Origin of the sequence: Streptomyces sp. NPDC017202 (assembly GCF_044331705.1) — a bacterium.
Lineage (GTDB): Bacteria > Actinomycetota > Actinomycetes > Streptomycetales > Streptomycetaceae > Streptomyces.
Window position 1 is genome coordinate 1 of record NZ_JBIRNP010000009.1, and the last position, 20,620, is coordinate 20,620.

The following is a 20,620-nucleotide window of genomic DNA, read 5'->3' on the forward strand; positions in this document are numbered from 1 at the left end:
CCCCGCGGCGGCCCGGCCCCCCCCCCCCCTGCGCGCGGTGCGGCGCCGGGGGGGGGGGGGGGCCCGCCCGGCGCCCCCCCCCCCCCCCCCCCGGGGGCCCCCCCCCCCCCCACGCCGTGGGGGGAAGGCGTTTCAGGGGCCCGTGCGGAGCCGGATGGCGGCGCCGGGACAGAGGGCGACGGCCGTCTGTACGGCCGCCAGACGGGCCGTGGGCACATCGGGGCGCAGCAGGACGGACGTGCCGTCCTCCTCGTCCTGGTCGAAGACGTCCGGAGCGAGCCGCGTGCACTGCCCGCCGGCGACGCACCGTGCCGTGTCGACCGTCACCGTGGCCACGGTGTCCACCTCGCCCGAGCCGCCGGTCACCACGTGACCGGCACCGAGTCGTAGCCGTAGATCAACGTCTCACGGGTGAACGGGAGATCCTCGACGGGCACGGCGAGGCGGAGGTCGGGAATCCTGGTGAACAGGGTGCTCAGGGCCACCTCGACCTCGAGGCGGGCGAGGTTCTGTCCCAGGCACTGGTGGATTCCGTACCCGAAGGCCAGATGTCCGGGGCGGCCCTCGCGGCGCAGGTCGAGGCGGTCGGGGTGTTCGAAGACGTCGGGGTCGTGGTTGGCCGCGGCGGTGGACAGCAGCATGCCCTCGCCCTCGCGGATCACCCCGTCCGGCAGTTCGATGTCCGCCGTGGCCACGCGGTTGGTGACATGGTCGGCGTGGCTGACGAAGCGCAGCAGCTCCTCCACGGCCGCGGGGGCCACGGAGGGGTCGGCCTTGAACAGGGCCAGCTGCTCCGGATGGGTCAGCAGGGACACGGCGCTCAGCGAGATGAGGCTCGCCGTGGTCTCGAACCCGGCGATCAGCAGGAGCAGGGCCAGGCCGACGAGGTGCTCGCGGTCGGTCAGGCCGTTCTCGTCGAACCGGACCACCAGCTTGCTCAGCAGGTCCTCCTCCTCGGGGGTGTCAGCCTTGGCGTCCACCAGCTCACCGAGGTAGACCCGCATGCCGCCGAGGTTGTCGGCCCACTCCTCCGCGGTCGCGGTCCGGCTGACGACGGTGCGCGCACGCTTCTGGAACATGTCCCGATCGGCGTAGGGGACCCCCAGGAGCTCGCAGATCACCAGCGAGGGCAGCACCAGGCTGAGCTGCTGCACCAGGTCGGTCGGACGGGGACCCGACAGCATGGCGTCCACGCACTCGTCGACGACCTCCTGAATGTACGGGCGCATGCTCTTGACCCGGCGGAAGGTGAACTCGCTGACCACCGTGCGCCGGTACGTGGTGTGCTCCGGCGGGTCGAGCCACGGGAGCACGCCCTTCTTGTCGACCGCCTGCTGCCCCTCCACCAGGGAGGGGAAGCCGGGGCGCATGGGGTCCGAGCTCGCCCGGGGGTCCCCGAGCAGCTGACGTACGTACTCGTGCTTGGTGATCAGCCAGGCGGTCCGTCCGCCAGTCAGAGAAACCCGGGTGATCGGCGACTCCGCCCGGATCGCGGAGTACTCCGCCGGGGGCTTGAACGGGCACTCCCGGATGATCGGAAAGGCTGTGGAGCCCGCGTCGGGCGCCGGTTCGGCCACGGTACTCTCCCTCGGTCCGTGAACGGTGTGACGCTCCGCATGCTTGCGTCGAGCACTAAAGCCGCCCTTAAAGTCGGCCGGCCGCGAACGGCCCCGGCGCCGGCCGGGGCGCCCCCGTCACGGGGACGCCCCGGCCGGCGCGGAGCACCAGGGGAGAGCGCTCACGCCTTGGCGGCGGGCTTGGGCACGCGGATCACCAGCAAGGCGACGGCCAGAGCGCAGCCGACGAAGACGATGCTGCCGGTGAAGGCGCTGCGGACGCCTTCCGTGACCACGCGGTGCACCGCCTCGGCGCCCGTGCCGGCGTGCTCGGCGGCGTCATCGGCGGACGTGCCGTAGACGGTGACCAGGATGGCCAGCCCCAGGGCGCCGCCCAGCTGCATCATCGTCTGCAGCACGCCCGAGGCCGCGCCGGCGAGCTGCTGGGGGACGCCGCTGAGCACCGTCACGTTGGTGGGCATCAGGCAGCAGCCCGCGCCGATGCCGAAGAGCAGCATCGGACCGAGCACACCCGTGAGGTAGCTGTCGGAGACCGAGATGGTGCTGAGCCAGATCGCCGTGACGGTCATCAGTAGCGCGCCGGCCACCATGAACCGCTTGGCGCCGTGCCGGGGCAGCATCTTCGGCACCGCCCGGGCCACGACGAACATGCCCAGGGTCATCGGCAGGAAGGCGAGGCCGGCCTGGATGGGGGAGAACTCCAGGACGTTCTGGATGAATTGGCTGAGGAAGTAGAACAGGCTGAGGATGGTCGCCGTGAACATCAGCATGTTGGTGTAGGCGGCCGTGCGGGTGCGGTCCGAGAACAGCTGGAACGGGACGATGGGCTGCGCGGCCCGGCGCTCGGCCACCAGGAACGAGACGAGCAGGACCACGGCGGCGGCGAAGCAGGTCAGTGACACCGCGTTGCCCCAGCCCTCGGAGGGTACCCGGATCAGCCCGTACACCAGGGCCGTGACGCCGGCGGTGCCGGTGATCGTGCCGGCGAAGTCGAAGCGGCCCGAGTGCGAGGGGGTCTCCCGGATGCACATCGGGGCGAGGACGGCCACCGCCAGACCGATGGGCACGTTGACGAACTGGATCCACCGCCAGGACGCCAGGGAGGTGAGGACGCCGCCCAGGATCAGACCGAGCGAGGTTCCGGTGGCGGCGGTGGCGGAGTAGATGCTCAGCGCCCGGTTGCGGGGCGCGCCCTCCTCGAAGTTGCTGGCGATCAGGGCGAGGGTGCCCGGTGCCGCCATCGCCGCGCCCACTCCCTGCAGCGCCCGGGCCGTGACCAGCAGCCACGGCGCGTCGGCGACGCCGCCGAGCAGCGACGCGACCGTGAAGATCACGGTCCCCACGACCAGTACACGGCGCCGGCCGAACATGTCGCCCATGCGGCCGCCGAGCAGCAGCAGGCCGCCGAAGGCCAGCAGGTAGGCGTTGATCACCCACGACAGGCCGACGGGGGAGAAGCCCAGGGCTTTCTGGATGTCGGGCAACGCGATGTTCACGATCGTGGAGTCGATGGCCACCATCAGGTAGCAGGTCACGATGACCGTGAGGGCGAGGGCGGGACGGTTCGGCCGTGACGGCGCGGTCGCCGACTGCCCCGATGCGCTCGGCTCGTCCTTCGCGGGAGGCGAGCCGACGGTGTTCTGGTTGGACATTCTGCTCCTTGGAGGACCGGGGCGACGGGGCTGCGCGCTGTCGACGACGCCGGAGTGCCGGAACGGGAGAGTCCCGGCCGACGTTCACTCAACGAGCGTAGAGTCAAGCGGCGCTCGGGGTCAACATACGTTGAGTGAAGCGGTTAGAATCGGTGTGTGAGTACCGAAGAGCCCCCGCTCTCGCGAGCCGAGCGACGCCGCTCGACCGAGAAGCGCATCCTGGACGCCGCGCGTCGGCTGTTCGGCGAGCTCGGTTACGACCGTGCGACGATCCGGAGCATCGCCAAAGCGGCCAAGGTCGACCCCGCGCTGGTGATGCAGTACTTCGGCAACAAGGAGAACCTCTTCAGGCAGGTGGTCCGGCTCGACGCGGCGGAGTCCGCCCCGGAGTCCGCCGACCCGCTCGTCACCCAGCTCATGGCAGGCCTCGGCGTGAAGCTGGCGGGCATGCCCGCCCCCTCGCTGGCCATGCTCCGCTCCATGCTCACCCACCCGGACATGGCCGCGGAGATGCGCGAGACGTTCGACCGTCAGATCAAGCAGGTGTCCGCGGTCGTGGAGGGGGAGGACGCCGAACTGCGGGCCGCGTTGCTGATCATGGCCCACCTGGGCGTCGTCGTCGGCAAGCACCTGCTCGAACTGGAACCGCTGCGCGACACCCGGCCGGAGCGGATCGTCGAGCTGCTCGATCCCTGCTTCAGGACCTTGGTCGACCCCGAGTCCTGACGGTGCGCGGCCACCCCCGGCGGATCAGCCGTGTCAGGCGGTGCCGACCGCGTGAAGCGCCGTGCCGGCGCCTGGTGCACACTCGTGACGCGGCCCGCATCCGGCTGCGCCGGGCGACCACGCGGGCGGGGAACCGACCGACCCGCACAGACGAGGAACGCGGACGATGAAGACACCGCACCAGGAGTCGGTCCTCTCCCGTGCCGCTCGCATCCTGGAGGCGTTCCGTCAGGAGGAGCCGGCACTGACCGTCTCCGAGATCGCGCGCCGCACGGGGCTGCACGTGGCCACGGCCTCCCGGCTCGTGGGCGAACTGGTCGCCCACGGTTTCCTGGCACGGGACGACGACCGCCGGGTGCGCATCGGTGTCCGGCTCTGGGAACTGGCCGTCCGGGCCTCGCCCGCGCTGTCCCTGAGGGACACCGCGATGCCGTTCATGGAGGGCGTGCACGACGTGGTGGGCCACCATGTGCAGCTGGGCGTCCTCGACGGCGACGAGGTGCTGTTCCTCGAACGCCTCTCCGCGCCGAACGCGGTGATCAACTACACCCGGATCGCCGGGCGGCTGCCCCTGTACGCCTCCTCCAGCGGCCTGGTGCTCCTGGCCCACGGCGTGGCGGACCTGAAGGAACGGCTGCTGGCCGGCCCGCTCACCGCCTACACGCCGGCGACCCCGGCCACGCCCGCCCGGCTGCGCGCCGCCTTGGCCGAAGTCCGGCAGCAGGGTTACGCCTACTGTCCCGGCTACGTCCACGAGGAGGCCCTCGGTGTGGCCGCCCCGGTGCGTGGCGCGGACGGCCGGGTGGTGGCGGCGCTGTCGGTCATCGTCCCCAACGACGCGGGTGCCCAGGCGGTCGTTCCCGTCGTGCGCACGGCAGCCCGGGGCGTGTCCCGTGCGCTCGGCGCGCCCACCGGGCGGGACGGGGCCGGTGGGTGACGGAGAGGTGGCGCCGGTGCGAACTTCGTCTCTCATTCAGTGAGAATGCCGTCGCGCCGTGCCGACGGCCCCGCGCATCCTGCCTGCATTCCACAGACGGGAGGCGACAACGTGGTCGCACACCACCTACTGCCCGCGACGGCCCGGCCCACCCCCACGCCCACCCTGTCCTTGCGGGTCCGTGCCAAGGACGTCGTCGCGGACGGCGTCGTGTCCCTCACCCTCGACCACCCCGACGGGGCCCGGCTGCCGGACTGGACGCCCGGCGCGCACATCGATCTCGTGCTGCCGAACGGAACCACACGGCAGTACTCCCTGTGCGGCGACCGATGGGACCCGTACACCTACCGCATCGCCGTCCTGCGTGAGCCCGCCGGGCGCGGAGGGTCGGCCTACGTGCACGACCGGCTGACGCCGGGGGACCGGGTGGGCGTCGGCGGCGCGCACAACCACTTTCCCCTCGTGCCGGCCGACCGCTACCTGTTCGTCGCGGGGGGCATCGGGATCACCCCGCTGCTGCCGATGATCCGGCAGGCCGACATGACGGGCGTGGACTGGCGGTTGCTGTACGGCGGCCGTACCCGTGCCTCGATGGCGTTCCGCGCGGACCTCGCGCACGCCTACGGCGAGCGCGTGCTCATCAGCCCCCAGGACGAGTGCGGCCTGCTGGACCTGGCCGCGTGGCTGAGCGAGCCGCTGCCCGGAACCAAGGTGTACTGCTGCGGACCGGCCCCGCTCCTGGCCGCCGTCCGCGAGGCGTGCGCCCACTGGCCCGGCGGGGACCTGCGCACCGAACGCTTCACCGCGGCCGACCGGTCCGAGCCGGTGCGCCGGACGCCCTTCGAGGTGGAACTGCGACGTACCGGCCGCACGGTGACCGTCACCCCGGACGTCTCCGTCCTGCACGCCGTGCGCCGGGCCGGCGCCGAGGTGCTGTCCTCCTGCGAGCAGGGGACCTGCGGCACCTGTCTCGTCCCGGTGCTGGAGGGCACCCCCGACCACCGGGACGCGGTCCTGGCCGACCACGAACGCACGGCGGGCGACTGCATGACGCCCTGTGTGTCCCGCTCGCACTCCGACCGCCTGGTCCTGGACCTCTGAGCATCCCGCACCGGCAGCCGGCCCCAGCCGCGCGCCGCCCGACCTCCGAGCACATGTGCCTCGAATCCCTTCGCCCGAGCCGCTTTTCGTGGAGCCGCCATGACCGAGACAGCAGCCGTTCCCGCGTCGCCGCCGATCAGTGACGCCGACCCGTTCGCCGCCGAACACCTGGCACACCCCGAGCCGCTGCACCGGCGGTTGCGCGAAGCCGGCCCCGTCGTCCGCCTGTCCCGTTACGGCGTACACGCCCTGGCCCGTCACCAGGACGTGCACGCCGCGCTCGTCGACTGGCAGACCTTCCGGTCCGGCGCCGGAGTCGGACTGGCCGATTTCCGCCACGAGGAGCCGTGGCGCCCGCCGAGCCTGCTGCTGGAGGCCGACCCGCCCCACCACGACGCGCCGCGCCGCGTCCTGCGCGAGATCCTCGCCCCGCTCGCCCTGCGCCGGCTGCGTGAGACGTGGCGGACGGTCGCCGAGGAACTCGTCGAGACGGTACTGACCGAGCAGGGGAACGAGTTCGACGCCTTCGAGGCCCTGGCGAAGGCGTTCCCCCTGCGCGTCTTCCCCGACGCCGTCGGTCTCGGCCCGCACGGGCGGGAGAACCTGCTGCCCTACGGCAACATGGCCTTCAACGCCTTCGGGCCGCGCAACGCCCTCGTCGAAGCCGACGCGCACCGGGTGGGGGAGCTGTCGGCGTGGGTGAACGCGCAGTGCGCCCGCGAGGCGCTGAGCGAGGACGGCTTCGGTGCCCGGATCTGGGCCGCCGCCGACCGCGGCGACCTCACCCGTGCCCAGGCGCCCCTGGTGGTGCGTTCGCTGCTCACCGCCGGCGTCGACACCACCGTGCACGGACTGGCGGCCGCCCTGTACGCCCTTGCGACGCATCCGGAGGAGTGGCAGCGGCTGCGCGAGCGCCCGGAGCTGGCGCGGGTGGCGTTCGACGAGGCGGTGCGCTGGCAGTCCCCGGTGCAGACGTTCTTCCGCACCGCCACGACCGACGTCGACGTGGCGGGCACCCGCATCCCCGGGGGCGGCAAGATCCTCATGTTCCTGGGCGCCGCCAACCGGGACCCGGACCGCTGGGACGACCCCGACCGCTTCGACCTCACCCGTGACCCCTCCGGGCACGTCGGTTTCGGCATGGGCATCCACCAGTGCGTCGGCCAGCACGTCGCCCGCCTGGAGGCCGAGTCCCTGCTCACCGCCCTCGCCCACCGCGTCGGACACCTCGAACTCGCCGGCGAGCCGAGGCGCCACCTCAACAACACCCTGCGCTCCTGGGCCTCGCTTCCCGTGCGCGTCCGTCCGGCGGCTCGACCACCGGTCACCGGCCCCTGACCCCCGCCCCGTCCCCGCCCCGTCCCCACGCCTCACCCCACCGAAAGGACCTGCTCCCATGCCCCAGCACGTACGCGGTGTCGTCGCCCGCGCCAAGGGCGAACCGGTACGCGTCGAAACCGTCGTCGTCCCCGACCCCGGTCCGGGGGAGGCGGTGGTGCAGATCCAGGCGTGCGGGGTGTGTCACACCGATCTGCACTACAAGCAGGGCGGTATCAGCGACGACTTCCCCTTCCTGCTGGGCCATGAGGCGGCCGGTGTGGTGGAGTCGGTCGGTGAGGGCGTCACCGACGTGGCCCCCGGCGACTTCGTGATCCTGAACTGGCGGGCGGTGTGCGGCCGGTGCCGGGCCTGCCGGCGGGGCCGCCCGTGGTACTGCTTCGACACCCACAACGCGACGCAGAGGATGACTCTCGCCTCGACGGGGCAGGAGCTGTCCCCGGCGCTGGGTATCGGCGCGTTCGCGGAGAAGACGCTGGTCGCCGCGGGGCAGTGCACCAAGGTTGACCCGTCCGTGTCGCCGGCGGTGGCCGGGCTGCTGGGCTGTGGCGTGATGGCCGGGATCGGTGCCGCGATCAACACCGGCAATGTCGGCCGTGGCGACACCGTCGCGGTCATCGGCTGTGGCGGGGTCGGTGACGCGGCGATCGCCGGGGCGAACCTGGCGGGCGCGGCGAGGATCATCGCCGTCGACATCGACGACCGCAAGCTGGCCACCGCCCGCACGATGGGCGCCACCCACACGGTCAACGCAAAGGAGACGGATCCGGTCGAGGCGGTCCGCGAGCTGACCGGCGGTTTCGGCGCGGACGTGGTGATCGAGGCGGTCGGCCGCCCGGAGACCTACCGGCAGGCCTTCTACGCCCGCGATCTGGCCGGCACCGTGGTGCTGGTGGGGGTGCCCACTCCGGAGATGAAGCTGGAACTGCCGCTGCTGGACGTCTTCGGACGCGGCGGCGCGCTGAAGTCGTCCTGGTACGGCGACTGCCTGCCCTCCCGCGATTTCCCCCTGCTGATCGACCTCCATCTCCAGGGCCGCCTGGACCTCGGCGCGTTCGTGACCGAGACCATCGGACTCGATCAGGTGGAGCAGGCCTTCGAGCGGATGCACCACGGCGACGTGCTGCGCTCGGTGGTGGTGCTGTGATGGCCACCCGCATCGAACGCGTCGTCACCTCCGGCCGGTTCCGCCTCGACGGCGGCACCTGGGACGTCGACGACGACGTCCGGATCGTCGGCGACGGGGCGCCGCACCTCGCGACATGGATCGCACGAGACCACTGAGCCGGAAGGGACATCGCCTCGGCTTCCGGCCGGTGCCCGTCCCGCCGGCAGGGGCCTCAGACGCGACGCGCCGGGGCCGCCATGGTGGACCGGCGGACGACCAGCTCCGGTGGGAGAACGACGTGCGCGTGCTCGTGGCCGGTGCCGCGCGGGGCCGTGTCCTCGATGAGGAGGCGGCCCGCCTGCCACCCCGTCGCGACGGCCGGCCGTCGCACCGAGGTCAACGGCACGACGGCGGACGCCGCGAAGCCGATGTCGTCGTAACCGACGACCGCGATGTCGTCCGGCACGCGCAGACCGGCCTCGTACAGTGCCTGCAGCACGCCCAGGGCGAGCAGGTCGTTGGCGCAGAAGACGGCGGTCGGGCGGTCGGGCAGGCCGAGGACGCGGTGCCCGGCGTCCCGGCCTGCATGCACCGTCAGCGCGGGACAGGGCAGTTCCCGCAGCGCCGCCGCGGCGAGGCCCGACTCGCTCAGAGCGCCGAGGGCTCCCCTGCGGCGGTCCCGGACCTGCCGGAGGCGGTCGGGCCCGCTGACGTGGACGAGGGAGCGGTGTCCGCGCTCGACGAGGTGGCGGACCGCCGCGTGGCCCCCCGCCACGTCGTCGATCCCGACGGAGCAGGCGTCGGACTCCGGGGCGTTCTGGTCGGCCATGACGAACGGGACGGCGTTGCGGCGGAACGCCGCCGCGGTACGTCCGGCGCCCTCCCCGGACGTCAGCACCGCGCCGCGGACCTGGTGCGAGGTGATGAGCGACAGGTGCCGCGCCGCCTCGGCGGGCCGGTGGGCGCCGGTGCACACCATGACGCCCAGGTCCGCCTCCCGGGCGGCCTGTTCCACGCCGGAGGCCAGCGCGGTGGAGAACGGGTCGGCGAGGTCGTGGACCAGGACGGCGAGGACCCGGGAGGGCCGGCCGCGCAACTGGCGGGCGCCTTCGGCGCGTACGTAACCCAGCGAGTCGATCACCTCGAGGACACGCGACCGGGTGGACTCGGCCACGATCTCCGGGCGGTTGAGCACGTTGGAGACGGTACCGAGGGACACGCCGGCCTCGCGCGCCACGTCCTTGATGCCGATACGCCGGACCCGGTCCCGGCCGGGACCCTTCTCGGCGGCGAGGGGGTGCGGCGCGGGACGTTCGGCAGGCGCACCGGGTGTCCGTGGGTCCATGGCCTAGCGACCCCGTGGTCCCGCCGTGCTGCCGCGCACCACGAGCCGTGGCGTCATCGTGGTCCGCATGGCCCTGTCCCGCCGTCCCTCCACCCGTTCGATGAGCATGCGGGCGGCGGTGGAGCCCATGGTGTGCCCGGCCTGGTCGACGCTGGTCAGCTGGACGGGGGCGAGCGCGGCGAGGGCGGTGTTGTTGTAGCCGGCGAGGGACAGGTCGTCCGGGATGCGCAGGCCCAGTTCGTGGGCGGCACGGTAGATGCCCAGGGCGGCGACGTCGGCGCCGGTCACGACGGCCGTCGGCGGGCGTTCGGCCGTCAGCAGGGTCATGCCGGCCTTGAAGCCGCCCTCGTCGGAGTAGGCGGCGTGGTGGACACGGGCGTGCCCGGCGAGGCCGTGGCGTTCCATCGCGGCGAGGTAGCCCTCGGTCAGCACGGTCTCGGGAGGGCGTTTCCAGCGGTTGGCCTTGGTGCCCTGGGCGGAGACCAGGGCGATGTCGCGGTGGCCGAGCCGCACCAGGTGGTCCACGACCAGGCCGGCCCCGACGTCGTCGGCGTCCACGACGGAGTCGTGCGTGTCGGCGGTGTCGTGATGCCCGATGACCACGGTGGGCGTCGACGCCGCCGTGGCCAGTACCTCGTCGCGCGCGGTGCCCGGCGCGATGAGGATCAGCCCGTCCATCTGACGGTCCACCAGGGAGCGGACGGTCTTGGCCTGTTCCTCCGGATCGAAGCCGGCGGCGCCGATGAGCACGGTGTACTCGCTGTCGCGGAGCTCGTCGCGGATGCCGTCGAGGATGTCCGCGAAGAACGCGTTGCGGACGTTGTCCAGCAGCACACCGATCGTGTACGTCCGGCCGCGCATGCCGCGTGCCGCCGCGTGGGGTCGGTAGCCCAACTCGGCGATGGCCGCCTGGACCTTCTCCCGCATGGCCGGGCTCACGCCGTAGGCGTTGCGCAGCACCTTGGAGACGGCGGCGACGGACACACCGGCATGCCGGGCCACATCGGTGATGGTCACGCGTCTGCCGCGTCGAGGTTCCCCGGCCCGGTCCATCGTCCACACTCCGGCTCTCGTAGGTCTGGGTGTAACGGTCTACACGCTCACCCCGGGGTGTCGTCAAGTGGTCTGCCGTGTCACCACGTCGTTACGACGCTGTGTCTTGACGACGGTCGAGGAGGGATGCAGGGTGTTGCCCACTCGAAGTAGAGAACGTTTTACACGACTGTGCGGCCTGCTCGTCATGCCTGCTCGTCAGCTTGCCCGTCGCCCAGGGGCTGTGCACCCGCCCCCCGGCGCCGCCCCTCGGCCCTTTCCTTCCTCTACCGCCTCCCTGGAGTCCCCGTGTCCCGTCGCATGCCTCGCCCACGCCGTGCGCGCCTGAGCCTCTTCACGGCCGGCGCCGCCTCGTTCGCGCTCCTCGCCACCGCCTGCGGTGGCGGCGGCGGTGGCTCCTCGGCCGCGCCGAAGGAGTTCAGCTACCTGAGCGTCACCGAGAACACCACCGTCAAGACGGCCCTGGGCACCTTGTCGAAGGGCGCCTGCAAGGCCGCGAACGACGCCCTGCCGCTGAAGGTGGAGACCGTTCCCCAGGCGAGCCTGGACCAGAAGCTGCAGCTGCTGGCCGGCCAGAACGCGCTGCCCGTGCAGTTCGCGGCGGGCAGCGCCCCGACGCTCACCCAGCAGTTGGCGAAGTCGGGGAAGGTCGCCGACCTGGAGAAGGAGCTGAAGGACCTCGGCGTCTATCTCCAGCTGGAGCCGGCCGCGATCTCCACGATCAAGGCGCTGTACGGCGGCAAGCTGGAGGTGCTGCCGTACGAGTACAACATCGAGGGGATCTTCTACAACAAGAAGCTGTTCCAGGAGAACGGGCTGACGGTCCCCGGCACCTGGGCGGAACTGCAGTCGGCCGCTGCGAAGCTGGAGGCGAAGGGCATCCAGCCGTTCTCCGCCTCCGGCCAGCAGGGGTGGCCGCTGACGCGGCTGATCAGCGGATACCTGTACCGCAGCCTGGGGCCGTACGCCTTGCAGGACGTCGCCGACGGCAAGGCGAAGCTGACCGACCCGCAGTACGTCAAGGCCGCCGAGGAGGTCGCCGCGCTCGGCGAGAAGGGCTACTTCGGCAAGGGCGTCGGCTCCATCGACTACGACACCGCGATGAACCAGTTCCTCACCGGCAAGGCCGCCATGTTCTACATGGGCAGCTGGGCGCTGGCGAACATCGCCGACGGCAAGCAGAACAAGGTCGGTGCCGGGAACATCGGCTTCATGCCCTTCCCGGCCGTCTCCGGCGGCAAGGGCGCCATCGACCAGTACCCCTCCAACGTCGGCCTCGGCATCACCCTGGGCGCCAAGTCCTTCGACGACAAGACCGGCGCCTGGGTCGCCTGCATCGCCAAGAACTACGGCAGCACCGCGCTGAAGGACCACGGTTCCATCTCCGGCTTCAAGGTCGGCACCGAGGTGAAGGACGCCAACGCCGTCACCACCCAGGTCCGCGACACCATCAGCACCTCGAAGCAGAACGTGCTCTGGTTCGAGGCCCTGTTCAGCACCAAGGCCACCACCGTCAGCCAGACCAACGCCGCGAGCCTGGTCGCCGGGAGCATGAGCCCGGAGCAGTTCATGCGGACCGTCCAGGACGCGCTGGCCGCCCAGTGACCGGCCCGGGGGCGGCCCACCGGCAGCCTCCTCGCGCACCCCGCGTGAGCCGCCCCCGGCCCCGTCCGGCAGGTCTCTTCAACGGAAACGAAGTGGACACCACCCATGCACCGCGTACTCGGTGACCGCAGGGCGATCGCGATCCTGCTCGGTCCCGCCCTCCTCGTCTACTCCCTGATCATGCTGGTCCCGATGGTGTGGTCGCTCGGGTACTCCTTCACCCGGGGCAACTCCATCGACGGCTTCACCGGAAACGGCGTCGCCAACTTCTCCCGCCTCCTCGACGACCCGGCCGTCCGCGACTCCCTGTGGTTCACCCTGAAGTACGCCGTCGTCGTCACGGCCGGCCAGATCGTCGCCGGCTACCTGCTGGCCCTGCTGTACGTCTTCTTCCTCAAGCGCGCCTCCGCGCTCGTGCGCACGCTGGTGTTCTTCCCGGTCGTCCTGCCGACCGTGGCCGTCGGTCTGCTCTTCCAGAAGCTCTTCCAGGTCGCCCCGCAGACCGGACCGGTCAACTCCCTGCTGAACGCGGTCGGCATCGACTCGATCGACTTCTTCGGCAGTGCCGGGAGCGCCTTCTGGGTCCTCGTGGGCATGGACGTCTGGCGCTCCATGGGCTTCTACGCCGTCCTGCTCTTCGCCGGCCTGGTCGACATCCCCGACGAGGTCCTCGAATCGGCCCGCCTCGACGGGGCGACCGGCCTGCGCCTGGTCCGCCACATCGTGCTGCCGCTGTCCCTGCCCGTGCTGATGTCGTCGCTGATCTTCAGCATCAACGGCACGCTGAAGGTCTTCGACTCCATCGTGGCGCTGACGGGCGGCGGTCCCGGGAACGGCACCACCCCGCTGACCCTGTACATGTTCCAGACGTCGTTCACCTACGGCGACTACGGCTACGGCAGCACCATCGCCCTGCTGCTGACCGTGGTGTGCCTGCTGGTGAGCCTGGTCGTCCACCGCGTCTCGCGGCGCGACCTCACGGAGGGCTGATCCCCATGGCCGTCATCGACACACCCGTGAAGACCCCCGCGAGCGGCTCCGGCCGCGCTCCCGCCCGTGCTCCGCGGGCCCGACGGGGAAGCCGCCTGTGGGTCAGGGCCCTCGTCGCCCTCCTGCTGGTCGTCGAGATCTACCCGCTGGTCTGGATGTTCCTGACGTCGCTGAAGTCCAACGACGACTACCTGAACCACTCCACCTGGAGCCTGCCCACCACCTGGCAGTGGGCCAACTACACCGAGGCCTGGACCACCGGTCACATCGGCCTGTACGTCCAGAACAGCCTGCTCGCGGTCGTCCCGGCCCTCGCGCTGATGCTGCTGCTGGGCACCGCCGCCGGCTTCGCCCTGCAGATCATGGTCTGGAAGGGCCGCAGCCTCACCCTGCTGGTCTTCCTCGCCGGGATGATGGTCCCGCCGCAGATGATCCTGCTGCCGCTGTTCACCGTCTACTTCCAGACCGGCCTGTCCGGCACCCTGTGGCCGCTGGTCCTCACCTATACCGGCACCGGCCTGCCCCTGACCGTCTTCATGATGGCGACCTACTACCGGACCGTGCCCCGGGAACTGTTCGAGGCGGCCACCATCGACGGCGCCGGCATCCTGCGCGCCTTCTGGACCATCAGCGTCCCCCTGGTCCGCAACGCCCTGCTCACCGTCGGCCTCGTGCAGTTCTTCTTCATCTGGAACGACCTGCTCATCGCCCTGACCTTCACCAACGACCAGGACCTGCGCACCGTCCAGGTCGGCCTGCTCAACTTCACCGGCGACTTCGGCGCCACGCAGTACGGGCCGCTGTTCGCCGCCATCTGCATCAACGTCTTCGGCACCCTCCTGATCTACCTCTTCCTCAACCAGAAGGTCATGAAGGGCCTCACCTCGGGAGCGGTCAAGGGCTGACCCCCGCCCGCGTTCCGCCCGCTCCTGCATGTGACGAAAGGTTTCCCTTGCTCCCCCCTCAGCCCTCCCCGGTGACCTTCGAGCACCTCCCGGACGGCCTCGGCATCGGCGTTCCCACCCCCCGTCTGTCCTGGACCCTGCCGCCCGCCGCCGGTGCCCAGGAGGCGTACGAACTCGAACTCGACCGCGCCGGACGGACCCACCGCACCGGCCGCCTGGCAGGCGCCGACCACGTGCTGACGACGTGGCCCTGGGACCCGTTGGTGTCCCGCGAACGCGCGCGTGTCCGCGTCCGCGTCTGGACCCCGGGCGTCACCGGGCCGTCGGCCTGGAGCGAACCGGCGGCCGTCGAGGCCGGGCTCCTGGAACCCGCCGACTGGTGTGCCGTTCCCGTCGGCGCGGACGGGGACGAGGACCCCGGGGCGATGCGCCGTCCGGTCCGCGTCCGCAGGGACTTCCGCCTCGAGAGGCCCGTCGCGCGCGCCCGCCTGTACGTCACGGCGCACGGCCTGTACGAGGCGGAGATCAACGGACGCCGGGTCGGCGACGAGATCCTTGCCCCCGGCTGGACGGTCTACCCGCACCGCCTCCGCTACCGCACCCACGACGTCACCGCCCACCTCACCGAGGGCGCGAACACGATCGGCGCCTGGCTCGGCGACGGCTGGTACCGCGGCAAGTACGGCTTCGACGGCGGCACCCGCAACATCTACGGCACCGACCAGTCCCTCGTCGCCCAGCTCGAGGTGACCCACGACGACGGCACGACCACGGTCGTCGCCACCGACGGAACCTGGAGCGCCGCCCCCGGACCGATCCTCACCAGCGGCCTCTACGAGGGCGAGACCTTCGACGCCCGCCTCCACGACCCGCACTGGGCCACCCCGCGGGGCAGCCGGGACGGTACCCCGGTCGCCGTGGGACGCCGCGACCCGAGCACCCTCGTCGCCCCCCTGGGGCCACCGGTGCGCTGCACCGAGGAGATCACCCCCGTCTCCGTCACCCGCACCGCCGACGGCCGCCACCTGCTCGACTTCGGCCAGAACCTGGTCGGCCGCCTCCGCCTCACCGTCGACGGCCCGGCCGGCACCACCCTCACCCTCCGCCACGCCGAGGTCCTCCAGGACGGCGAGCTGGCCACCGGGCCACTGCGCGAGGCGTACGCCACCGACACCCTGATCCTCGCCGGCCACGGCCCGCTCACCTGGGAGCCCCGCTTCACCCTGCACGGCTTCCGGTACGCCGAAGTCACCGGCTGGCCGGGGGAGTTGACCGCCGACGCGGTGACCGCCCGGGTGTACCACACGGACATGCGCCGCACCGGCTGGTTCGAGTGCAGCGACCCCCTGGTCAACCGCCTGCACGAGAACGTCGTGTGGAGCATGCGCGGCAACTTCGTCGACCTGCCCACCGACTGCCCCCAGCGCGACGAACGCCTCGGCTGGACCGGCGACATCCAGGTCTTCGCCCCCACCGCGAGCTTCCTCCACGACTGCGCGGGGCTCCTCGACTCCTGGCTCACCGACGTCGGCCTGGAGCAGCTCCCGGACGGGACGATCCCCTGGTACGTCCCCGTCATCCCGGGCGAACCGATGTGGACACCGATCCACCCCGGCGCCGCCTGGGGGGACGTCTCCGTGCTCACGCCGTGGACGCTCTACCGCCGCTTCGGCGACCTGGAGCTCCTGCGCCGCCACTACCCGACGGGAAAGGCATGGGTCGACCTGGTGGAACGCCTCGCCGGCCCGACCCGCCTGTGGGACACCGGCGTCCAGCTGGGCGACTGGCTCGACCCGGCCGCCCCACCCGACGATCCCGCCGCCGGACGCACCGACCGCTACCTCGTGGCCACCGCCTACTTCGCCCACTCCGCCCGGCATCTCGCCCTGTCGGCGGCCGAGCTGGGCGAGGACGCGGACGCCGAGCGGTACGGCGTCCTCGCGGAGGAGGTGGCGGAAGCCTTCCGCCGTCGCTACACCGCCCCGTCCGGTCGCATGACCAGCGACAGCCCCACCGCCTACGCCCTGGCACTCGCCTTCGACCTGCTCGCGCCGGAGCAGCGGCAGCCGGCCGGCGACCGCCTGGCCCTGCTCGTGACCGACGACGACGCCCGCATCGCCACCGGTTTCGTCGGCACCCCGCTGATCTGCGACGCGCTGACCGACACCGGCCATCTCGACGTCGCCTACCGCCTGCTGACCCAGACCGCGTGCCCCTCCTGGCTCTACCCGGTGACCATGGGCGCCACGACGATCTGGGAACGCTGGGACAGCATGCGCCCCGACGGCACCCTCAACCCGGGCGGCATGACCTCCTTCAACCACTACGCCCTGGGCGCCGTGGCGGACTGGATGCACCGCACCGTCGGCGGCATCACCGCCACCGCCCCCGGCTACCGCGGCATCCTGCTGAGACCGCGCCCCGGCGGCGGCATCACCTGGGCCCGCACCCGCCACGACACCCCGTACGGAACCCTCTCCCTGGCCTGGGAACTGACCGCGACCGGCGACCTGACCGCCCGCGTCGAGATACCCGAGGGCTGCGAGGCCACCGCCGAGCTGCCCGGCTGCCCCCCGGTACGTCTGGGCCCCGGCACGCACAGCCTCGACACCGCGGAACTGGTGGGAAAAGCGGCCTGACCGCAGGGTCCGACGCATTGCCGAGAAGCCCGTCGCGCACTTTGCCGCGGCGGGCTTCTTCCGTCGTCGAATCAGGATTCCATTCAAGGCGTGGATGGCCGTCATCCAATTCTTTTATGAATCCTCGGAGGCGAGGCGTTTCACTTGAAATTTTCATGCGACATTTCAATGGAAACGCTGGATAGTGCCTGGTCAAGAAGGTTGGTGAGATGGTTGATGTGGAAGGGTTGACCCTGCGGACAACAGGCCATAGTTTCCCTTCCATTGAAGTGATCGCTTCGTCTTCAGGTATCGGAAAATCCCTTGCTCGTCAGCCGTGGGACGCGGCAGCGAACGAATCCGATGAAGCGCTCATTCACGAGACCGGGGCCGGTCGAGGACCTGACCCCTCGGCCGGCCCCGCCCATCCCCTGCCGCGGCAGCCCAGCCGGTCGCCGCCCCTTCGCCCGGAGAGCCGCTGTGAACAGACGAACGTTTCTCTCTGCCGCCACCGTCACCGCCCTGGCCATGAGCATGGCGCCGGTCGTCGCCGAACCGGCCGCGGCCGCCTCCGGCGCCGCGCCGCAGGAGCGGGCGGACGCCCTGCTCGCCCGGATGACGGCCGCCGAGAAGGAAGCCCTCGTGCGGTGCGACTTCGCCGCCGTCGCCCACCTGGGCATCCCGGCCCTCACCATGGTCGACGCCTCGGCGGGCCTGCGCGGCGAGACGGGCGTGACCGCGTTCCCGGTCCCCGCGGCGCAGGCGGCGTCCTTCGACGAGGACCTCGCGGGCCGCATCGGACGGGCCATCGGCGCGGAGGGCCGCGCCAAGGGGTACAACAACCTCCTCGGCCCCACCGTCGACCTCACCCGCACCTGGCACTTCGGCCGCCAGGCCGAAGCCATGGGGGAGGACCCGCTGCTGGCCGGGCGGCTCGGCGCGGCCCTCACCGTCGGCATGCAGAGCCGGAACGTGGCGGCCACCGTCAAGCACTTCGCCGCCTACACCCAGGAGACCAACCGCTTCTCCACCGACACCGAGGTCTCCGACCGCGCCCTGCACGAGATCTACCAGGCGCCCTTCCGCCGCGTCGTCGCGGCCGCACCGGTCACCTCCGTGATGATGGCCTACCCGAAGATCAACGGCACCTTCGCGACCGAGCACCCCGCCCTGTTCGACGACCTGAAGAACGGCATCGGTCTGAGGGGCCACACGGTGCCGGACTTCTGGGCGGGCGCCGACCAGATCGCCGCCGCCCGCGCCGGCATGGATCTCGCCGGCCTCGGCCCCGGCGCCGTCAAGATCCCGGCGGGCGCCCTCACCGGCGGCGCGATACCCGGCTCACGTCTCGACGACGCGGCCCGCCGCATCCTCGTCACGATGTTCGGATGCGGTCTCTTCGACCACCCCGTGCCCGCCCCGGCCGACGACGTCAGCACCCCGGAGCACCAGCGCCTCGCCCACGAAGCCGCGGTCGCCTCCACGGTGTTGCTCCACAACCGCTCCGCGGCACTGCCGCTGCCCGCGTCGCTGACGTCGCTGGCGGTCGTCGGCCCCGCCGGCGCCGACGCCCTTCCCGGCGTGTCCGGATCCACGTACGTCGACCCCGGCGCCTGGACCACACCGCTGCAGGCGATCCGCGCCCGCGCCGGCGGTTCCGTCAAGGTCACGCACGCGCAGGGCACCAAGGGCGACGTCCCCCTCGCCACGGTCCCCCCGGCGGTCCTGCGCACGAGCACCGGGGCGGCCGGCCTCACCGGAACCTATTACGCGGGCGCCGACACCACCGGCACACCCCTCGCCACCCGCACCGACGCGACGGTCGACTTCACCGCCACCCCCGTCGACGGCCTGCCCGGCGTCTGGTCCGCGAAGTGGACCGGCACCCTCACCCCGACCGCCACGGGCCTGCACCGCTTCTCCCTGCTGCCCGCGGGAACCACCACACTCGAGATCGACGGCACGACGGTCGTCTCCGGCACCCGGCAGATGCGCCGCTTCTTCCTCGGGCCCTACGACTATCCCCTCCAGGGCACCGCGGAACTGACCGCCGGCCGGCCCGTCACCGTGGAACTGACCTACACCAACGCCACCGCCGAACCCGGCACCTGCGGCCTCACCCTCGGCTGGCAGCCCGACTCGCTCATCCCCGCGGCCGTGGCCGCTGCCCGCGCCGCCGACACCGCGGTCGTCCTCGTCAACCGGACCGCCGGTGAGGCCATGGACCACGAGCGACTCGAACTCCCCGGCGACCAGAACCAGTTGATCTCGGCCGTCGCGGCCGCCAACCCCCGCACCATCGTCGTCCTCAACACCGACGGCCCCGTCGCCACCCCCTGGCTCGACGACGTGGAAGCCGTGATCCAGGCATGGTACGGAGGCCGCGGCATGGGCACCGCCCTCGCCGCCGTCCTCTTCGGCGACAGCGACCCCTCCGGCCGCCTCCCCGTCACCTTCCCCGCCGACGCGACCCAGGGACCGGGCACCACTCCCGCGACCTACCCCGGCACGAACGCCACCGTCTCCTACGAAGAGGGCATCGCCGTCGGCTACCGCCACTACGACGCCAAGGGGCAGCAGCCCCGCTTCCCCTTCGGCCACGGCCTGTCGTACACCACCTTCGCCCACGGCTCCCCCGAAGCCGCCTGGGACCGGACGGCCAGGCACGTCACCCTCTCCGTCACGGTCACCAACACGGGCCGACGCCGGGGCACCGACGTCGTCCAGGTCTACGCCACCCTGCCGGCAGCGGCGGATGCCGAACCCCGCCGCCTGGTCGCCTTCCAGAAGGTCACCCTCCCCGCCGCGGGGTCCAAGCGGCTCACCCTCACCGTCCCCGCGCAGGACCTCACCGTGTGGAAGGCGGGCGCCTGGACCCTCGTACCCGGCTCCTACACCTTCACGACCGCGCGTTCGTCCCGCGACCTGACGGCACAGCGGACCCTGACCGTCGGCTGACCCCGGCTCGATCCCCGCGCCCGCGCCTCCGACCGCCCGGGGCGTGCGCGCGGCGGTCCCGCACCCCTCGGCCGGTGCCGCCTGCGGCAGGTCATGCCGCAGGCGGACCAAGGAGGCCGGCAGCCGGTCGACGAAGACGAGCTTCTGCTCGCGCCCGGCACCGGCTGCCCGTCGGCGTGCGGCGAGGTCGCCCCACCTGGTGGCCACGACGACGTCCGCCCTGTGCCTGCCGAGGGTCCGTCCCGGCACACGCTCGCTGTGCCCGGTCCCGTCGACGTCGGCGGTGTCGAAGAAGGTCACACCGAGGTCCAGCGCACGGCGCACGGCACGCACGGACTCCTCGTCATCGCCCCTGCCCCAGCCGAGCGGGCTCCCGTCGGGGCCCTGCGGTTCCCCGCCGATGGCCCAGCAGCCGAAACCGAGGGCGCTCACCTCGATTCCGCTTCGTCCAAGGGTCCTTGTGTACGGCGCGTGCCCACCGGCGGCCGTCCCCTGCGCGTCCTTCGCCGTCGATCCCGCGTCGACCCCGCCGTCAAGGAGGTCACCGAACGGCAGAAGGCCGATCGGACAGCGTTTTCCACAGTCGCCGCCGGTTGGCCGTTGCGGACGTCGTCCTCGTCTCCCACCGCTGGGGTGACACGCTGCGCACTGCTGCGAGGACGCTGGTCGTGGCGGTACGCCCGGCGTCGTGCCCGTGGGTGTTCCGG

Annotated in this window: 15 protein-coding genes and 2 pseudogenes; 11 read left to right on the plus strand and 6 right to left on the minus strand. The window is 71.9% G+C overall.

What is annotated here, in order from left to right; genetic code table 11:
* Positions 1 to 132 precede the first annotated feature (132 nt).
* The 3 genes from ACH4N1_RS18785 to ACH4N1_RS18795 all read right to left on the minus strand — a co-directional run bounded on the left by ACH4N1_RS18785 (position 133) and on the right by ACH4N1_RS18795 (position 3,229).
* Positions 133 to 336, minus strand: a complete 204-nt coding sequence (locus ACH4N1_RS18785) for a ferredoxin (protein ID WP_398098384.1) — start codon at positions 334 to 336, stop codon at positions 133 to 135.
* A 26-nt stretch (positions 337 to 362) separates the two neighbouring features.
* A complete protein-coding gene (locus ACH4N1_RS18790) occupies positions 363 to 1,577 on the minus strand; it encodes a cytochrome P450 (protein ID WP_398098386.1) in 1,215 nt (404 codons plus the stop codon).
* Positions 1,578 to 1,738: 161 nt separating this feature from the next.
* Positions 1,739 to 3,229, minus strand: coding sequence for an MFS transporter (locus tag ACH4N1_RS18795; RefSeq protein ID WP_398098388.1), 1,491 nt, complete (start codon positions 3,227 to 3,229; stop codon positions 1,739 to 1,741).
* Positions 3,230 to 3,385: 156 nt separating this feature from the next.
* Between ACH4N1_RS18795 and ACH4N1_RS18800 the strand changes: the two genes are divergently transcribed.
* The 6 genes and pseudogenes from ACH4N1_RS18800 to ACH4N1_RS18825 form a co-directional block, all read left to right on the plus strand.
* Positions 3,386 to 3,955, plus strand: a complete 570-nt coding sequence (locus ACH4N1_RS18800; RefSeq protein WP_398098390.1) for a TetR/AcrR family transcriptional regulator — start codon at positions 3,386 to 3,388, stop codon at positions 3,953 to 3,955.
* A gap of 166 nt (positions 3,956 to 4,121) precedes the next feature.
* Positions 4,122 to 4,892 carry an IclR family transcriptional regulator gene (locus ACH4N1_RS18805; protein WP_398098392.1) on the plus strand — a complete coding sequence of 257 codons (771 nt, stop codon included), beginning with the start codon at positions 4,122 to 4,124 and terminating at the stop codon, positions 4,890 to 4,892.
* A gap of 111 nt (positions 4,893 to 5,003) precedes the next feature.
* Positions 5,004 to 5,993 carry a PDR/VanB family oxidoreductase gene (locus tag ACH4N1_RS18810; protein ID WP_398098394.1) on the plus strand — a complete coding sequence of 330 codons (990 nt, stop codon included), beginning with the start codon at positions 5,004 to 5,006 and terminating at the stop codon, positions 5,991 to 5,993.
* A 99-nt stretch (positions 5,994 to 6,092) separates the two neighbouring features.
* Positions 6,093 to 7,331 (plus strand): cytochrome P450, encoded by a 1,239-nt coding sequence (locus tag ACH4N1_RS18815; RefSeq protein ID WP_398098396.1) that lies wholly within the window; start codon positions 6,093 to 6,095, stop codon positions 7,329 to 7,331.
* 58 nt (positions 7,332 to 7,389) lie between these two features.
* A complete protein-coding gene (locus ACH4N1_RS18820; RefSeq protein WP_398098398.1) occupies positions 7,390 to 8,478 on the plus strand; it encodes an S-(hydroxymethyl)mycothiol dehydrogenase in 1,089 nt (362 codons plus the stop codon).
* A pseudogene (locus tag ACH4N1_RS18825) lies at positions 8,478 to 8,573 on the plus strand (MBL fold metallo-hydrolase); the annotation flags it as partial. The gene ACH4N1_RS18820 and the pseudogene ACH4N1_RS18825, both read left to right, overlap by 1 nt.
* Positions 8,574 to 8,671: 98 nt before the next feature.
* On the opposite strand, the gene ACH4N1_RS18830 reads toward ACH4N1_RS18825, so the two are convergent.
* Positions 8,672 to 9,784 (minus strand): LacI family DNA-binding transcriptional regulator, encoded by a 1,113-nt coding sequence (locus tag ACH4N1_RS18830; RefSeq protein WP_398098400.1) that lies wholly within the window; start codon positions 9,782 to 9,784, stop codon positions 8,672 to 8,674.
* A 3-nt stretch (positions 9,785 to 9,787) separates the two neighbouring features.
* Positions 9,788 to 10,801 (minus strand): LacI family DNA-binding transcriptional regulator, encoded by a 1,014-nt coding sequence (locus ACH4N1_RS18835; protein ID WP_398098402.1) that lies wholly within the window; start codon positions 10,799 to 10,801, stop codon positions 9,788 to 9,790.
* Positions 10,802 to 11,137: 336 nt separating this feature from the next.
* On the opposite strand from ACH4N1_RS18835, the gene ACH4N1_RS18840 reads away from it, so the two are divergent.
* From ACH4N1_RS18840 to ACH4N1_RS18860, 5 genes are all read left to right on the plus strand, one after another.
* A complete protein-coding gene (locus ACH4N1_RS18840) occupies positions 11,138 to 12,442 on the plus strand; it encodes an ABC transporter substrate-binding protein (RefSeq protein WP_398098404.1) in 1,305 nt (434 codons plus the stop codon).
* Between the two features lie 105 nt (positions 12,443 to 12,547).
* Positions 12,548 to 13,432, plus strand: a complete 885-nt coding sequence (locus tag ACH4N1_RS18845) for a carbohydrate ABC transporter permease (RefSeq protein WP_398098406.1) — start codon at positions 12,548 to 12,550, stop codon at positions 13,430 to 13,432.
* 5 nt (positions 13,433 to 13,437) lie between these two features.
* Complete coding sequence (locus tag ACH4N1_RS18850) at positions 13,438 to 14,337, plus strand: carbohydrate ABC transporter permease (protein ID WP_398098408.1); 900 nt, start codon at positions 13,438 to 13,440, stop codon at positions 14,335 to 14,337.
* A 71-nt stretch (positions 14,338 to 14,408) separates the two neighbouring features.
* Entirely contained in the window at positions 14,409 to 16,976 is a 2,568-nt protein-coding gene (locus ACH4N1_RS18855; protein WP_398098410.1) for a family 78 glycoside hydrolase catalytic domain, read from the plus strand.
* Positions 16,977 to 17,483: 507 nt separating this feature from the next.
* Positions 17,484 to 19,913: a glycoside hydrolase family 3 protein gene (locus ACH4N1_RS18860; RefSeq protein ID WP_398098411.1), complete on the plus strand. Its 2,430-nt coding sequence runs from the start codon at positions 17,484 to 17,486 to the stop codon at positions 19,911 to 19,913.
* Between the two features lie 188 nt (positions 19,914 to 20,101).
* Here ACH4N1_RS18860 and ACH4N1_RS18865 read toward each other — a convergent pair.
* A pseudogene (locus ACH4N1_RS18865) lies at positions 20,102 to 20,351 on the minus strand (aldo/keto reductase); the annotation flags it as partial.
* Between the last annotated feature and the right edge of the window lie 269 nt (positions 20,352 to 20,620).

Excerpts from the sequence above, each read along its gene's own strand:
- ACH4N1_RS18845 (WP_398098406.1), top strand. The coding sequence starts at position 12,548 with ATGCACCGCGTACTCGGTGACCGCAGGGCGATCGCGATCCTGCTCGGT.
- ACH4N1_RS18815 (WP_398098396.1), top strand. The coding sequence starts at position 6,093 with ATGACCGAGACAGCAGCCGTTCCCGCGTCGCCGCCGATCAGTGACGCC.
- ACH4N1_RS18805 (WP_398098392.1), top strand. The coding sequence starts at position 4,122 with ATGAAGACACCGCACCAGGAGTCGGTCCTCTCCCGTGCCGCTCGCATC.
- ACH4N1_RS18820 (WP_398098398.1), top strand. The coding sequence starts at position 7,390 with ATGCCCCAGCACGTACGCGGTGTCGTCGCCCGCGCCAAGGGCGAACCG.
- ACH4N1_RS18830 (WP_398098400.1), bottom strand. The coding sequence starts at position 9,784 with ATGGACCCACGGACACCCGGTGCGCCTGCCGAACGTCCCGCGCCGCAC.
- ACH4N1_RS18795 (WP_398098388.1), bottom strand. The coding sequence starts at position 3,229 with ATGTCCAACCAGAACACCGTCGGCTCGCCTCCCGCGAAGGACGAGCCG.
- ACH4N1_RS18860 (WP_398098411.1), top strand. The coding sequence starts at position 17,484 with ATGAGCATGGCGCCGGTCGTCGCCGAACCGGCCGCGGCCGCCTCCGGC.
- ACH4N1_RS18850 (WP_398098408.1), top strand. The coding sequence starts at position 13,438 with ATGGCCGTCATCGACACACCCGTGAAGACCCCCGCGAGCGGCTCCGGC.
- ACH4N1_RS18840 (WP_398098404.1), top strand. The coding sequence starts at position 11,138 with ATGCCTCGCCCACGCCGTGCGCGCCTGAGCCTCTTCACGGCCGGCGCC.